General features: G+C 62.6%; 13 protein-coding genes. 5 read left to right on the top strand and 8 right to left on the bottom strand.

The genetic code is table 11. From position 1 onward, the window contains the following. Positions 1–191: 191 nt before the first annotated feature. The 8 genes from P0D68_RS14960 to P0D68_RS14925 form a co-directional block, all read right to left on the bottom strand. On the bottom strand, positions 192–428 hold the full coding sequence (locus P0D68_RS14960) for a (2Fe-2S)-binding protein (protein WP_091800666.1): 237 nt from the start codon (positions 426–428) through the stop codon (positions 192–194). Between the two features lie 331 nt (positions 429–759). Continuing rightward, complete coding sequence (gene murI, locus P0D68_RS14955; RefSeq protein WP_408296545.1) at positions 760–1647, bottom strand: glutamate racemase; 888 nt, start codon at positions 1645–1647, stop codon at positions 760–762. 331 nt (positions 1648–1978) lie between these two features. Beyond that, positions 1979–2458 carry a bacterioferritin gene (gene bfr / locus P0D68_RS14950; RefSeq protein ID WP_091795621.1) on the bottom strand — a complete coding sequence of 160 codons (480 nt, stop codon included), beginning with the start codon at positions 2456–2458 and terminating at the stop codon, positions 1979–1981. Between the two features lie 183 nt (positions 2459–2641). Beyond that, positions 2642–4165 (bottom strand): fumarate hydratase, encoded by a 1524-nt coding sequence (locus P0D68_RS14945; protein ID WP_091795618.1) that lies wholly within the window; start codon positions 4163–4165, stop codon positions 2642–2644. Between the two features lie 55 nt (positions 4166–4220). Continuing rightward, positions 4221–4832: a TIGR00645 family protein gene (locus tag P0D68_RS14940; RefSeq protein WP_091795615.1), complete on the bottom strand. Its 612-nt coding sequence runs from the start codon at positions 4830–4832 to the stop codon at positions 4221–4223. A 229-nt stretch (positions 4833–5061) separates the two neighbouring features. Then, positions 5062–5955 carry a DMT family transporter gene (locus tag P0D68_RS14935; protein ID WP_408296550.1) on the bottom strand — a complete coding sequence of 298 codons (894 nt, stop codon included), beginning with the start codon at positions 5953–5955 and terminating at the stop codon, positions 5062–5064. 258 nt (positions 5956–6213) lie between these two features. Continuing rightward, positions 6214–6852: a hypothetical protein gene (locus tag P0D68_RS14930; protein ID WP_091795609.1), complete on the bottom strand. Its 639-nt coding sequence runs from the start codon at positions 6850–6852 to the stop codon at positions 6214–6216. 149 nt (positions 6853–7001) lie between these two features. Beyond that, entirely contained in the window at positions 7002–7445 is a 444-nt protein-coding gene (locus P0D68_RS14925) for a ribbon-helix-helix domain-containing protein (RefSeq protein WP_408296553.1), read from the bottom strand. Positions 7446–7815: 370 nt separating this feature from the next. On the opposite strand from P0D68_RS14925, the gene sctC reads away from it, so the two are divergent. Genes sctC through P0D68_RS14900 form a run of 5 tightly spaced genes read left to right on the top strand, consistent with a single transcriptional unit; the run spans position 7816 to position 12277 of the window. After that, on the top strand, positions 7816–10005 hold the full coding sequence (gene sctC / locus P0D68_RS14920; RefSeq protein ID WP_408468594.1) for a type III secretion system outer membrane ring subunit SctC: 2190 nt from the start codon (positions 7816–7818) through the stop codon (positions 10003–10005). After that, positions 9995–11089 (top strand): FHA domain-containing protein, encoded by a 1095-nt coding sequence (locus tag P0D68_RS14915; RefSeq protein WP_408296559.1) that lies wholly within the window; start codon positions 9995–9997, stop codon positions 11087–11089. Before sctC ends, P0D68_RS14915 begins: the two co-directional genes overlap by 11 nt. Further along, a complete protein-coding gene (locus P0D68_RS14910; protein ID WP_408296562.1) occupies positions 11067–11345 on the top strand; it encodes a hypothetical protein in 279 nt (92 codons plus the stop codon). Before P0D68_RS14915 ends, P0D68_RS14910 begins: the two co-directional genes overlap by 23 nt. Further along, positions 11342–11770: a hypothetical protein gene (locus P0D68_RS14905; RefSeq protein WP_408185309.1), complete on the top strand. Its 429-nt coding sequence runs from the start codon at positions 11342–11344 to the stop codon at positions 11768–11770. The genes P0D68_RS14910 and P0D68_RS14905 overlap by 4 nt, the downstream gene beginning before the upstream one ends. Positions 11771–11818: 48 nt before the next feature. Continuing rightward, positions 11819–12277: a tetratricopeptide repeat protein gene (locus tag P0D68_RS14900; RefSeq protein ID WP_408296565.1), complete on the top strand. Its 459-nt coding sequence runs from the start codon at positions 11819–11821 to the stop codon at positions 12275–12277.

Here is a 12277-nt window from a genome sequence, read left to right as displayed (position 1 = left end):
AGCGAAATGAACAAAGTAGTCACGAAACCAATCAGCAATTCCATCTCAAACTCCTATGAGGGGTGAGCGGGTAGCTGGCTGGTACGAATACTGGCTTGCTGACGGCAGTGGGATAACGCTTGAACAGCGAAGAGCGGCAGTGGGCGGCAGGCACCCGAGGCGCGGCGTCAGCCGCGCCTTGATACTCGGTCTCAGGCGGCCTTGCGTTCGTAGAACGTCAGCGGGACAGCCTGGGGATTATGCTCGAAACCACAGCGGCTCGCGCATACGCCGCTCTGCATCATGACGTCGCGGACGGACTCCGCGCATTTTCCACAGCAGGAAGCGACGCCGAGTTCGAACTGCAACTCGTCGAACGAATCGACGCCTTCCGCGATCGAGGCACGGATCTTTCGGTCAGAAACGGACTTGCAGACACAGACAATCATGGCAGGCGTCATAGCTAACGTTAATGCGAATTATTATCATTATGTTTAAGCCGTTTGGCAAGCGTCCTGGCCAATTTTTTGTAACAAAACCAGACTCTTAGAAGGGTTTCGTCTAAAGGACGAAATCGGGCGGCGGGTGGCCGTTGGGGCGAAAAGGGGGCGTCAAGGCGGCCTAAAGGCGTCCCAAAGGCGCTCCCACGGCGCCTCCGAGCGGTCTCTCCAACAGGCGCCCCAAAGTCACTCCCAAAGCCATTGGAAAGGCGCGCGGGAGTTCGCAGCGCTCCTGTAAAAGCGCGTGTCGGCGCGGCAAAAAACCGCGTGGGTCAGGCGTTCAGGCGGCTTGGGAGTTCGGAGCTGCGGTGCGCCGCGAGGGAATCGACACCTGTTCGACTGTCGCGTCGATATGTAGCAGGCTGGCTGCCAGTTGCTGCTGATGCGAGCCGTCCCCGGTGGAATAAAAGCGGGGCAGAACAGCGCCCGTGCTTGCCGGCGCCGCGCGCAGGCCGTGTTGATCCAGCACCCGTTCCAACTGGCGCGCAATCGCGACGCTCGTGTCGATCAACACCAGCCGGTCGCCGACAATGTCGCGAATCGCCGCGTCGAGGAACGCGTAGTGCGTGCAGCCGAGCACCAGCGTGTCCGCGCCCGCGTCGAGCATAGGCTGCAGGTAGCCGCGCAGCAGTTCGCGCAGTTCGGCGGAGCCGACGTCGCAGCGTTCCACCGCCTGCACCAGTCCGTGGCCCGGCTGGCAAAGAAAGCGGCAATCGGCCGCGTAGCGTTCGAGCAGCGTCTGGAAGCGCGCGCTGCGCAGCGTCACCTGGGTGGCGAGCACGCCCGCGACGCGAGTTTTCGACTGCAATGCAGCGGGTTTGATACCGGGTTCGACGCCGACCAGCGGAATAGGCAGCTTCTCGCGAACCATCGCGATTGACTGCGCGGTTGCGGTGTTGCAGGCGACCACCAGGGCTTTCGCGCCTTGCTTGACCAGCCATTCGCCGATTGCGAGCGTGCGGTCGGCGATGAAATCGTCGTCGCGCTCGCCGTAGGGGGCGTAGAGCGAGTCGGCGGCGTACAGGATTGCCTCGTCAGGCAGTTGTGCGCGCACCGCCCGCAATACCGACAAGCCGCCGAGACCCGAATCGAAAATGCCGACCGGTGCGCGCGATCCGGCGCCAGACGTGAACATCTCTGTTGTCGTAGACGGTGATTCTGCGGGCATAGGCGAAGAGGATGCGTGCGGCACGGCGCTCAAGGAAAGCCTGGAAAGGTGCGCAAGTATAGCGCCCGCGCGGCGTGCCCTAGTGGGACTTGCCGTGCGGCGCCTCTCGGGGAGGAGTTCGTGCAGAACTCCCCATTAGAGACGCTGTTCGGCGCGCTATCCGGAAGCACTTCGTCAGGACATCCCACGGGGACGTCATTCAGGGCGCCTCCCCAGAGCACTTCCGCCGGTCGTCCACCAAGCGCACCGCCGCCAGTACCCGCTCCGTTGCGAACGGGCCGACCCATGAACGGGGCGCGTGCGGGATGTGGGCGGCTGCGCCGTAGCGCGATCAGGACTCGACCGAACCCATTGCGGATTGCTGATAGTTCTGGATCCCGACCTTGTCGATCAGGTCGATCTGGGTTTCGAGCCAGTCGATATGTTCTTCGGTGTCGTCGAGAATTTTCGTGAAGATTTCGCGCGAGATGAAATCACGAACCGATTCGCAATACACGATCGCTTCCTTGCAGGTGCTCTGCGAAATCTGTTCGAGCTTCAGATCGCATTCGAGGATCTCTTTCGTTTCCTCACCGATCAGCAGCTTGTGCAGGTCTTGCAGGTTCGGCAGACCGTCGAGCATGAAAATGCGTTCGATCAGCCAGTCGGCATGCTTCATTTCGCCGATCGATTCGTCGTATTCATGCTTGCCGAGTTTCTCGAGGCCCCAGTGCTTATACATCCGCGCGTGCAGAAAGTACTGGTTGATCGCAGTCAGTTCGTTCTTCAGTTGCGAGTTCAGGTACTCGATAACTTTCTTGTCGCCTTGCATGGTATTTCCTTTGTGGGACTTTGAATTTTCAACAACAATAAACGCCATACCTGAAAAAGCCAAGGGAACAGACATATCTTTTGACATTGTTTCAGGTGTCGCGTGTCGCGTTGCGCGCGGCAACAAAAAAGCCGGGACCGCAGTCCCGGCTTTTTGACATACGTGACAGGCGTTAGCGGCGAATCAAACCGTCGCGACCGGAATCTTGCCGATCTTGGCTTGCCATTCCTTCGGGCCGGTCTGGTGCACGGAGGTGCCGTTCGAATCGACGGCCACCGTGACCGGCATATCCTGCACGTCGAACTCGTAGATCGCTTCCATGCCGAGGTCTTCGAACGCGAGCACTTTCGCGCTGCGAATCGCTTTGGACACGAGGTACGCTGCGCCGCCCACGGCCATCAGATAAGCGGCCTTGTGCTTCTTGATCGCTTCGATCGCGACCGGGCCGCGCTCGGCTTTGCCGATCATCGAAATCAGGCCGGTTTGCGCCAGCATCGTCTCGGTGAACTTGTCCATGCGCGTTGCCGTGGTCGGGCCTGCGGGGCCGACGGCTTCATCGCGCACCGGATCGACCGGGCCGACGTAGTAAATAACGCGGTTCGTGAAGTCGACGGGCAGCTTTTCGCCCTTCGCCAGCATGTCGGCAATGCGCTTGTGGGCCGCGTCGCGGCCCGTCAACATCTTGCCCGACAGGAGCAGCGTCTGGCCCGGCGTCCACGCGGCGACTTCTTCCGGCGTGAGCGTGTTCAGGTCGACGCGCTTGCTCTTCTCCGTGTCCGGCTGCCAATGCACGTTCGGCCATGCGTCGAGCGACGGCGCTTCGAGTTTGGCGGCGCCTGAGCCGTCCAGCGTGAAGTGCGCGTGACGGGTGGCCGCGCAGTTCGGGATGATCGCGATCGGCTTGGACGCGGCGTGCGTCGGCGCGGCCATGATCTTCACGTCGAGCACGGTGGCGAGACCGCCGAGACCCTGTGCGCCGATACCGAGCGCGTTGACCTTCTCGTGCAATTCCACGCGCAATTCTTCGATCCAGTCCTTCGGGCCGCGTGCGATCACGTCCTGAATGTCGATCGGATCCATCAGCGATTCCTTCGCCATCACCATCGCTTTCTCAGCGGTGCCGCCGATACCGATGCCGAGCATGCCCGGCGGGCACCAGCCCGCGCCCATGGTCGGCACGGTCTTCAAAATCCAGTCGACGATCGAATCCGACGGATTCAGCATCGCGAACTTCGACTTGTTTTCCGAGCCGCCGCCCTTGGCCGCGACCTGCACGTCGACCTTGTCGCCCGGCACGATCTCGTAGTGGATCACGGCCGGCGTGTTGTCTTTCGTGTTCTTGCGGCCGCCTTCGGGCGGGCTCACGATCGACGCGCGCAGCACGTTGTCCGGGTTCAGATAACCGCGGCGCACGCCTTCGTTGATCATGTCGGTGACGCCCATCGTCGCGCCGTCCCAACGCACGTCCATGCCGACCTTCACGAACACCGTGACGATGCCGGTGTCCTGGCAGATCGGGCGCTTGCCTTCGGCGCACATGCGGCTGTTGGTGAGAATCTGCGCAATGGCGTCTTTCGCCGCCGGGCTCTGTTCGAGCTCGTAGGCGCGGCCCAAGGCCTGGATATAGTCGAGCGGATGGTAATAGCTGATGTACTGAAGCGAATCAGCAATGCTCTGAATCAGATCTTCCTGTTTGATGACGGTCATGGCTAGCTCAGTGGAGACAGGGGCGCTTGTTGTCGGACACGCCGGGCAGGGCGGATCAGTCGTGCGCCTTCAGGGGAGTGGAACCTTTAGCGGCACCCACGGCGTGCAGCACCGTGGGCTCTTCGAAATGCTTGGGATGCGTATGCGTGGTGAGGCGGTCGACCAGCGCCATCACGACTGCGGAGACGAGGAACGCCACGTGGATGATCACCTGCCACATGATCGTATGCGTCGAATTCTGGTCGGGGCTGATGAAGGTCTTCAGCAGATGGATCGACGAGATGCTGATCAGCGCCATCGACAATTTGACTTTGAGCACGCCCGCGTTCACATGGTCGAGCCATTCCGGTTCGTCCGGATGACCCTCCACGCCGAGGCGCGACACGAATGTTTCATACCCGCCGATGATCACCATGATCAGCAGGTTCGAGATCATGACCACGTCGATCAGGCCGAGCACGACCAGCATGATGTTGGTTTCGTCGAGCGTCAGGGATGCCGTGACGAGGTGCCAGACTTCCTTGAGGAAGAGGACGACGTAGACGGCTTGCGCGACGATCAGGCCCAGATAAAGCGGCACCTGCAGCCAGCGGCTCATGAAGATGATGGCGGGCAGCGGGCGCATGGGGCGGCGCTGTTGGGCGGAGTCGGTTCGCGGAGCGGACATGGGCAAGAGTCGGATGAGACGCAGGTGACGGAACACGGGCCAGAATGCGCCGGGCCGGCAGGCGCACTACGCGATATGCACGCCAGTCAGGCACGCAAACCCGGCAAGCAAACCCGGCATGGACGGCGCACACGGCGCGATGCACAGCCAGCCGAGGCCTTAGGAGCCTCGCGTCAGGCGCGCTATTGTAACGCGTCGGCTAAATTTGCTGCATCGCGGCGGGCAGGGCTCACGAGGCCATCGGCGGCAGCCGCTTGAGCTTCAGGCTCGCGAGCCCGATCCCCGTGACCACGCAGGCGAGCGCGATGCCGTGCGCGAAGCTGGGCCGCTCGCCCAGAAACAGGATGCCGTAAATCGCCGCCGCCACCGGCAGCACGGCGCTGAACACGCCCGCGAGACTGCCCGGCACATGGCGGATGCCCTTCATCCATAACCAGAACGAAAAGATGCTGGCGGACAGTCCGTACCACAACACCAGCATCCAGACGCTGACCGGCACCGCGCGAAAATCGAATTCGAGCCATGCGCCGGCGCCGAGCGGCAGCATCAGCAGCAGGCCGAAGAGATGGGTGTAGGCGCAGATGTCGACCGGCGCGAGCGTCTGCGTGAGGCGGCGCGACAGGATGATGTAGAGCGACTCGCAGCATACGGCGCCGAGGACCATCAGGTTGCCGGCGAGCGAGCTCTCGCCGTCCACGTTGCGATCCACGTGCGCCAGATTGATGACCAGCACGCCGACAATCGCGAGCGCGATCGACGCGAGCGCCCGGCCGTTCGGTCGCTCTTTCAGAATCAGCCACGAGAGCAACGCGACGACAGCCGGGATCGTGCTCGTAATGACGCCGGCCGCGACGGCGCTGGTGCGCTGCACGCCGCCGAGCATCAGCAGGGTAAAGCCGAAGGTGCCGAACAAGGCCTGCAGGAACAGGTTGAGCCATTCATCGCGCTTCACGCGGCGCAGTTTGGCTACGCGCAGAAGCGGCCACAGCACCGCCATTGCGATCACGAAGCGCAGCAGCGCGAAGAGGGGGACGGGAACGAACTCGACGATTGATTTACCGATGCCGACATTGGTGCCGACCAGCAGCATCGAGGTAATGAGAAGCAGGGCGTAACGATTCAAGCTGGAATCCGGGGAGCGCGGGCGTGGGGCGCGTAGTTTACCGGACGGCGCCGGGGGGGCGGTCAACTGCTGTTGTCTATGTCATTGCCGGACGCGACGCTTGCTATGCCGGGAGCGGGGGCGGCTTTGCCGGAGCGTGGATTGCATTGAAAACAGCGTGGGCGGGCGCGTGCAAATGGCGGGTGGCAGCCGGCCGCCGGGAGCGTCCACGGCGATACGTTGACGGGGTGGCGGCGGCCGGCTGCGTTCAGCGCTGCGTCAAGCGGTGCCGGTTCCGCCTGTACCGAGCTTACCCAGCATCGGCGAGAGCATGCCCATCAGCGGCGAGAGCATGCCGAGCGCCTGCCCCGCGCCCGGGATGACGGCGGAAAGAAGTCCCTGAAGGCCCTTCATGACGGTCTGGAAGAGCTCGCCGATAGCATTCGACGCTCCGTTCTGTGCTCCGTCGGCGGCGCCCGCCGGCGACGGAGCCTGAGGTTGTTGTGCGGCCATGTTGCCGGCGCCGTTCTGTGATGCGTCGGTGCCGCCGGTCGGCGGCGCCATTGTCTGCTGTCCTGCGATTGCGTCGAGTGCCGCATCATCGGAAGCCAGCGCCGCAGCCCTCTCGGCGTTCCGCGGCATAAGGTCGTGGGCAGCCGCCTCGGCGTCGCGCGACATAGCGTGGTGGGCACCGTTCGCGTGATGATGGCCACCGTTCGCGTGGTCCGCGTGCATAGGGCGGCGCATACCCATCATGTCGTCCTGCTGCACAGGCCCGTGGCTACCCTCGGTGTGCTCCGTGGAAAACATCTGGACCGAACTGGAACGGGTGCGGCCGGCCGCCCCGGCATCCAGCGCTTGCGCCATTGAACTCAGATCGAACTGCCGAGTGTTGCTGATATTATTGATCGCTTCCATCACAGAATCCTTAAATCGAGTAAAAGAAATATATAAGCCGGACAGCTGTATTGTGTGGAATTTATGCGCCCGCTTCCGGATCGCTGGTGCGCAGAAGTGCATAAATGAAATCTGGTTGTTTTCTATTGACCTCCTCTGGTTTATCCAGGTTAACCAACTGACACATCCGGGTCGATCAAATCCAAATCGATCGGATGTTTTCTGTCCAGCAACTGGGTGACGCAGATTATTCTGACAAAGCCCGTGAAATTACAGATGGCTTCCTGGGTAAGATCAATTTCAAGTGCCCATCTGGAAATCAGTTTTCCCACCGTCACCGCTTCCTGGCGCGCAATCTCTTCGATGATTCGCCAATACACCTCCTCGAGCCGAAGACAGGTGGCCAGCCCGTTGATTCTGACGGAGCGCTGCCGCGGCTTGGCGAGCTGCGGGGTGAAGTTGCAATACTGGGTCATCCGCATGTGCGTGCGCGTGTAGGAGTTCGAGAAGGCGGAGCCTCCATGACGGCGGTAAATGTCCTGATGCATTTCAAGATGGCAATGCATCTGCGATGTGAGTCGCGCGGGTTGTTTCTCATTTTCGGATGAATTCAAGTGACGGCTAGTCAATCTTCTCCCCGCAATATTCCGACTGGGTCATAAAGATGTATGACGTTTATCTGAAGTGTCGTCCTATTTTCAAGATATGCAGTCCGGATAAGATCAATTGAAAGGCCATGAGTGCAGCGATCCGGATTTGCACGCGCTAGATAAAGAGCGGTTGGAATGGCGGTATTTGAAATTGGCAGATGAAGTCATGCATATATATGACCATCCGTGATGCCGGCGCTATTAAATTTCACTGGCGTAATCAATACAACGTAGCCAGGAAATTTCGATGCTTATCACGAGCCGCAATGATTCGCCCAATAAGAAGGGCGGAGGTGGACCGCAGTCCTCGCCATCGTGCGTGACTGGCGTTGCCATGTTTCAAATGGCTGGCCGGCTCGCGGTGGTGTGGGCGGTGCTGCAGGTCTCCCAGGCTCAGGCCGTCACGCCTGCGTGGCACGGCGCGCCGATTCACTATGCGGCGAACGGTACGCCGTTGCCGGACATGCTGCGTGACGTGCTGGCGGTGGAAGGACTGTCCGCGAATATCGCCCGTGACGTGAAGGGCGCGGTCAACGGCCGTTTCGACGACACGCCCGGCAACGTGTTCATGCAGCTGGTCGAGGCCTACGGCCTGGTCTGGTATTTCGACGGCAAGTCGATGCATGTCGCGACCGCTGCCGGCGTGCGTAGCCGGGTGATTCCTTTTGCGCCGATGACCCGCGAAGCGGTTGCGGCGTTGCTGCGCAACCTCGATCTGGACGACCCGCGTCTGCCGATCCGGTATTCGGCGACGACCGCGAGGGTTGCCGGCCCGTCGGCCTTTGTCGATGCGGTGGCTGACGCGATCGACAAGGCGCAGCAGCAGAGTACCGCTGAGCCGTCGTTCGATCAGACCGAGATCCGCATTTTCCCGCTGCGCTACGCGCAGGCGCAGGACATGCACTATTCGGTGGGCTCGCAGGACCAGGTGGTGCCCGGGGTGGCCTCGCTGTTGCGGCGGGTCATGATCGACAGTTGGCAAGCCACCGCGCCGCGCGCTGCCCGCTCGCGCGCCGAAGCTCGCGCCGACGCCCGCAGCGCGCGCGGCGGTCCGCCGCCGCTGCCGAGCCTGCGCGGCCTGGGACTGGCCGGCGGCGCGCCTTCCGATGGCGACAGCTCGCCACCACCGCTGCCCGATACGGCAACGACTGAGACGAGCCGGACCGATCAGCCCAGCGTGACGCCCGCGCGACGCAACATCATTGCCGACCCGCGCACCAACTCGGTGGTGATCAACGACCTCGCGTCGATGATGCCGAACTACGAGCGCGCCATCGCGATGCTCGACCAGCCGCAGGAGCTGGTCGAGATCGACGCTGTCGTGATCGACGTGTCGTCGAGAGCGGCGCGTTCGCTCGGCGTGGCATGGGGCGGTTCGAACGGGCGTATCAGCGGGTCCTCCGGCACCATCAACGCGCCGTTGAGCTTCGGAGCGCCGGCGCTTGCGACAGCGGCGGGCGTGGCGTCCGGACTGAATCTCGCCACCCTGGTCGGCAACTCGGCGCAGTACCTGTTCGCGCAGATTCACGCGCTGGAAGACGCCGGCCAGGCACGCGTGCTGTCGAGCCCGCAAGTCCTCACGCTGAACAACATGGAAGCGGTGCTGACTTCGCACAGCTCGGTCTATGTGCGGGTGGCGGGCAACCAGGACGTCGATCTGTACAACATCGATACCGGTCTCACGCTGAAGGTAACGCCGAGCGTCGAATCGGCCGCTGATCCGCGCCGCAATATCCGGCTCAACATCCAGATCGATGACGGCGCGTTCAATACATCGATGTCGGTCGACGGCATTCCGAAGGTCGACAACCACTCCATCGTCACTCAGGCGATCGTGCGCGACGGCGAGAGTCTGCTGGTCGGCGGGTATCAATACGAGCGCAGCGAAAGCAGCACGTCGAAAGTGCCGGTGCTCGGCGACGTGCCCTACGTCGGCGCGCTGTTTCGCGACACCCAGACGACCCGGCAGCGTCTCGAACGTTTGATCCTGATCACACCGCGCCTCAAGCGTGCGGCTGGCACCGGCGAGGCGGCGGGCGGGGCGGTCATGGCGGGGCCGGCTGTGGCGCCCGCAGGAGTGGGGGCGGTCTTTGCACCGGGCTCCGGTTTGCCCGGCGCCCCGAGTGCCGAATCGGGTTCGCTCGCGCAAGCCGCACAAGCGGCGCAAGCGGCGCAAGCGGCGCAAGCGACACAAGCGACACAAGCGACACAAGCGACACAAGCGACACAAGCGACACAAGCGACACAAGCGACACAAGCGACACAAGCGACACAAGCGACACAAGCGGCACAAGCGGCACAAGCGGCACAAGCGGCACAAGCGGCACAAGCGGCACAAGCGACGATGCCCCCGCTCCCGGCGGCCACCAATATCCCACCGGCGGTTGCTGCCGCGCTGCGGTCGCCGTCGCGGGGTGCTCCTTCGACCGCGCCTCTGCCAGTCACGCCATTGCCTTCGCCGCCGCCTCTGCCCGCATGGCAATCGACACGCAAGATGCCTTGGGAGGACCGCAATGACCGCTGACGCAATGATCCTCGTGAAAGACGGCGTGCATACCGGTGCCAGCATCGCGCTGTCCGCCGATAGGCCGCTGCGGATCGGCAGCGGCGGCGACGCCGATCTGATGGTGATCGACGAAGGGGTCGAGCCGCTGCACGCCACCGTCGAGCTGCGCGGCGCGGCGCTCGGGCTGGTCGCGCACCAGCCGGGCGTGACGGTGTTCGGCCGGCGACTGGCGCCGGGGCGGCGCGTGCTGTTGCGGCGCGGCGCGTGGTTTTCGGCGGGTGCGGTCACCTTCCAGTTCGGCGGCCGCGATGAGCCGACTCCGACGATGGCGGGCGACGCCGAGCGCGCCTATCTATTGCGCCATGCGCCGCTCGCCTATTGCGCGAAACGCTGGTCCGACGCGTCGCCCGTTGCGAAGGCGACGGTCTTTGCGGCGCCGGTCGCCTTCGCGCTGCTTGCGTGGATCACGTCGAATCCGATGACGGGCAGGCCGCACGCACCGCGCATCGACGACACGTTCCGGCTGGTTAAGACGCATCCCGATCCGAAGTCCGGCGCGCTCGTCTACGAGGGCTACGTGCAGTCGCCCGCGGATCTGTCCGCGCTGACCGCGCGGGCGTGGTCACGGCAGCGGGCGCCGGTCATGCGCGTGATCGTGCTTTCGCAATTGCAGGACCAGGTCGGCGATTTTCTCGCGCGCTATTACCGCGGCGCCGAGGTGCGGGCCGCCGAGCCGGGTGCGTTCACCGTGGTACTGCCTGGCGCGCCGGGGTTCGTGTCGCCTGAGTCGTGGGACTACGCACGTGTCGCGAGGCTGGCGCGCGCCGAGATCGAAGGGCTGCGCGAGCTCACGTTCCCCGGCCACTCGCTGGAGGGTGGAAAGGTGCGCGTGCCTCTCGAGGCACTGGGAATGAATCTTCTCGCCGGCAGTCACGCGGCCTGGCTGACCGATGCACAAGGTCAGCGCTATTTCGCCGGTGCGCGATTGCCTGTCGGGAGAATCACGCGGATCTCGGCCTGTGCGGCAGAGGTGACGCTCGACGATGGTTCGATCTACGAATTTTTTATGAGTACCGCCCATGACACGGAAAGATGCCGTTAGAAGTACGCCGGGTTCATTTGGCGAGCTTTCTATCGAGGAGAGGCTCGCTGAACCCGGAGGGGCCGGTCGAGAAGAACTCGTCGCCCGCCTGACGCATGAGATCGGCTGCCTGAACAGCGCAATGCCAACTGCTTCACGGGAGTTGCAAAAAGAACTGGTTTTGCTTGTCGAGTGTTTGCGCGCGGCTCGGCAAGTTGTGGAGCGAAGTGTGAACTTCGCAAATGCGCGCGACAACCTTAAGGAAGAGAAATCATGAATGGTGTAAATCCGCTGGTCCAACCGAACCCGGGTATCAATCCCCACACCGCAGGCGGCGGTGGCGTCAACTCGGTATTTAACCGCAATGGCGGTGGTGGGGACGGTTCTTTTAGCGGCGACTTTAAGGTCGACAGCGTTAAAAACCTAGTCAAGGAGCTTTATCTGAAGTCAGTCGATAAGTTTAATTCAGCGGCGAACGCGGCTAAAGCCGATTCGCAACAAGCGACGCAGGCGGGCGGGCAGGGCGCGCAAGGTGGACAAGGCGCGCAAGGCGGACAAGGCGGCGCTCCGGGTCCTGCCTCCATGATGGACGCGCAGGCGGCATTGTCGGACGTCCAGACAACTCATTCGCTGGCTATCAACATGATCTCGGACGCTGGTCACGTGGCAACTGAGGCCGCGGGCGCACTTAAGACCTCCTAAAAAAGCGGTGCGAAGGCGCCCTCGCGGCGTCTTCCGGAGCTATTGCAGATGCAGGACGACACGTTGCAACTACTCATTTCGATTGGCCACTATGCCTGTGCTCATCGATGTTTCGACGAGGCGCGCTTTCTGTTCGGGCGATTGGGATTGTTGTATCCGCAGCGCGCCTTCCCGTATATCGGGCTTGGCTTGGTGGAACTCAATCAGGCGAACTATCGCGCTGCCTCCCGGCTGCTCGGTCGGGCGGTGGATCTCGCGCCGGACAACTCGGTGGCATGCGCATGGCTGGGTGCGTGCCAGTTGGCTGAAGGTCATTACGCGCTCGGCACACGAACGCTGATGGCGGTGCCAAACGACGAGGATCCTAGTGCGTTTTCGATGGCAACGGCGTTGCTGAAGCTACCCGAATGCGCGCCTTATACCCGTGCCGCGCGTGCTGCACAGACTACGCGCGGTGCGGCTTTGTTTTCAACGATTGAACGACTAACTATTCGAGGCGGCCATTGA

It is taken from the genome of Paraburkholderia sp. RL17-380-BIE-A, assembly GCF_046028085.1.
In the GTDB taxonomy this organism is placed as follows: domain Bacteria; phylum Pseudomonadota; class Gammaproteobacteria; order Burkholderiales; family Burkholderiaceae; genus Paraburkholderia.
The sequence above is the reverse complement of the archived record's forward strand: the minus strand, read 5'-3'. Positions and strand labels throughout refer to the sequence as shown.